The 2616-nt window shown below is 35.5% G+C and carries 3 protein-coding genes; all 3 read left to right on the forward strand.

Going from position 1 to position 2616, the window contains the following annotated elements; translation table 11 throughout:
- Positions 1 to 1038, forward strand: a 1038-nt coding sequence (locus A3763_RS28695; protein WP_197482915.1) for a hypothetical protein, incomplete at its 5' end; no start/stop codon positions are given.
- Positions 1039 to 1049: 11 nt separating this feature from the next.
- The gene (locus A3763_RS14655) at positions 1050 to 1991 is read left to right on the forward strand and encodes a hypothetical protein (protein WP_068633247.1); all 942 of its coding nucleotides are present in this window, start codon (positions 1050 to 1052) and stop codon (positions 1989 to 1991) included.
- A gap of 18 nt (positions 1992 to 2009) precedes the next feature.
- A complete protein-coding gene (locus A3763_RS14660) occupies positions 2010 to 2507 on the forward strand; it encodes a hypothetical protein (protein WP_068633245.1) in 498 nt (165 codons plus the stop codon).
- Positions 2508 to 2616 lie beyond the last annotated feature (109 nt).

Here is a 2616-nt window from a genome sequence, read left to right on the forward strand (position 1 = left end):
GGTTATGATAAGGGCCGAGAAGAATTTATCCTGACATTAGAGAGCAACCTTAAAAAAATAGAAAACTATATATTAGCAGAAGAAGTACATACAGATGACGCAATAGCCCAGTCATATAACTGGTTTAACGAGAGCTTTCTGGAAGTTAAGCAAGAAAAGGATGGAGATAAAAAGCTACGGTTAATTGCTAACCTTGAAAATTATAAAAATAACAGAGCAAGACTTCGTGAGCTACTCAATTCTGATAACAAAAGCGTCATAAAGAAAGTTGAAAGCCACTTTAATATTATAGATGGAATAATTTCCGATCAGCTCATCCCAGAGAGAGAAAGGATTCTCAAAAGTAAAAATGCTTACCAAGAGCTTCAAAATTATATTTCTGAAACAACGAATCAAGCATTTGACCCTACAAAAGCTGAAGAGCTTGCTCAATTGATCACTAGCATAGAATTGAAAGATAACGCTTTAACCAGAATAGAAGAAAAGATGGCAGTCTTTGAAAAGTCTATGTGGAAGAGTCATTTAATAATAGTGACGATATTATGTATAGCCATAGGAACAATATTAGGCGTTATGCGTAAAACTCCAGTATTTTATGACTATGATGATGTAGCTTATTGTCTAGGTGTTGTAGCCATCCCTTTTGCAATGGAGTTCGTATGCAGGATGGTAGGAATTCACGGTAACCTACACTTGTTTTTAGTACTGGGACCAGCCGTCTTTATTATGCTGTACGTAATTCATAGAACTTGGAAAAGCGGTATTCGTTGGATGTTGCCGATTATTGTTCCGACTAAAATAGCCTGGGGTTCCCTGGTGGCTTTAGCTTTTTGGCAAACAATGAATCCTTCGGGTGATAAACGAGAACAAAGAAAAACAAATAGAGCCTTAGCAGTGTTCTTTTTAATGGTGGCAATTCCTTTGATATCTCGAGTAACCTATAAAAAGGAAGGCGAAATATTTTCTCCTGACATGATTCCCGTTCGAGGTTACCGCAGTTTCCCCATAATTAGTAATAGACTTAAGCGCATTGGATAAAGGAAATATTTATGCGACAAAATAATAGTGCAGCAGCACCTACAATCAAACTACTTATTTTATTTTATATTGTAGCTGTAGCGGGGGTCTTAATCGGCATTCTCGGTATAATTGCTTATATTACAATGTTAGTAGGTTTGCTATTTGATCGAGCTCAGGTCAGTCTACCAACTGAAAGCCAAATGGGACCTACTAAAGACGAGCTTGATAAAATTGATCATATCGAAGGTTCAATAAAAACCTATACAGCTAAAGCTTATAGAAATTTGGAACCTGTCGAACAACTTATTTTAAAGCTTCAAGAAAAAAAGGAAGAGCTTACATCTAAGGCTAATAGAATTAAGGAGGAAGCTATTTCCAATGGGGTTTCTACCAATAAAAACGGATCATTAAGCAAAAGGAGTAAGGCAGGGGTTGCGGCGACAGATAAAATAAAAGAGTTAAGGTTAGAAGAAGAAAAGCTAATAATCGAAATTGCAAAAGCTAGAAGTAAGAAGCAAATAACTTTGGATAAGCTCTCTTCATTAGTAGAAAAGCTAGAGGGTGAAATAAACAATATCAAAAAAGTAGTGCACCTCCGTTACGGTGATTATCTTGGAGAAATCGATAGTTACTTAAATATTTTGATCAAAAGAAAGTGTTTTGTCATCGGGACTTTTGCAGCCATAAGTATCTGGGTAGTATGTGTGGAAAACTTCAGGTCTGAGATGGTTGATGTTTCTGCATGGATTATGACTTATGCTCAACTCAGTGATCTTTGGTATATACCTAAAACATTTTTCTCAGATATTCTTATTCTGTCCGTTGGATTTTGGGGAACATTTTATTCTTCATTTTATGTATATTCAAAATTGGACGGCGAAATTCTACAAAAAAATAAACCTGAAATATTTTCTGTAGTAAGTCACCTATACAATGGGAACACTATAGAGAAATCCGTGTTAGGAAATTAGAGTAATTGTCGGCGAATAATGGAATTAAACCATAAATATCTAAGTGGTGACCTGACTGGTTTTACTGAATTGCCAGGTAAAATTGAATCGATCACAAAAGATAGTTTTGAGCTAGTTTACGGATCAGCTGAGGCATCAAAATACAAAGAAATCGTATATATTTGGGCCGCGTCAAAAGAAATCCCAAGACTAAGTGGGAAAAGCAGAATTTTATACATTGGCCAAACTAAGAACTCGATAAAGAGTCGGTACTATAAATATGCAAACCTGCACTCAACATCTAAAGCAAACAACCTTAAGTTTAACCATATAGTTTCTAAATATGGTCCTATATCAATATTCGTTAGCCCCTTTAGGAATTTTGGTAACTCTTTGAGACAGTCTGAAGGTCAGCTACTTTGGTGGTATTTTCAGAATCACCTCGAGTATCCACCAATAAATTATTCAAAAACTAAAGTTCGAAATGATACGGTTTTTGTTGAGAATTTTGGTAAAACAAAAGGTAGCTTAAGATAATAAATTGTTTTGGGCCGCTTTTGCCATAAATTGCAATAGATCAAGTCAGGCCCAAAATGGCCAGATTATTCAATTCAATTTTCTAATGTGAGTAGCAATTTTCAGGCTG

Source organism: Oleiphilus sp. HI0128 (assembly GCF_001635365.1).

Coding starts and splice junctions, on each gene's coding strand:
- A3763_RS14655 (WP_068633247.1), top strand. CDS start 1,050: ATGCGACAAAATAATAGTGCAGCAGCACCTACAATCAAACTACTTATT.
- A3763_RS14660 (WP_068633245.1), top strand. CDS start 2,010: ATGGAATTAAACCATAAATATCTAAGTGGTGACCTGACTGGTTTTACT.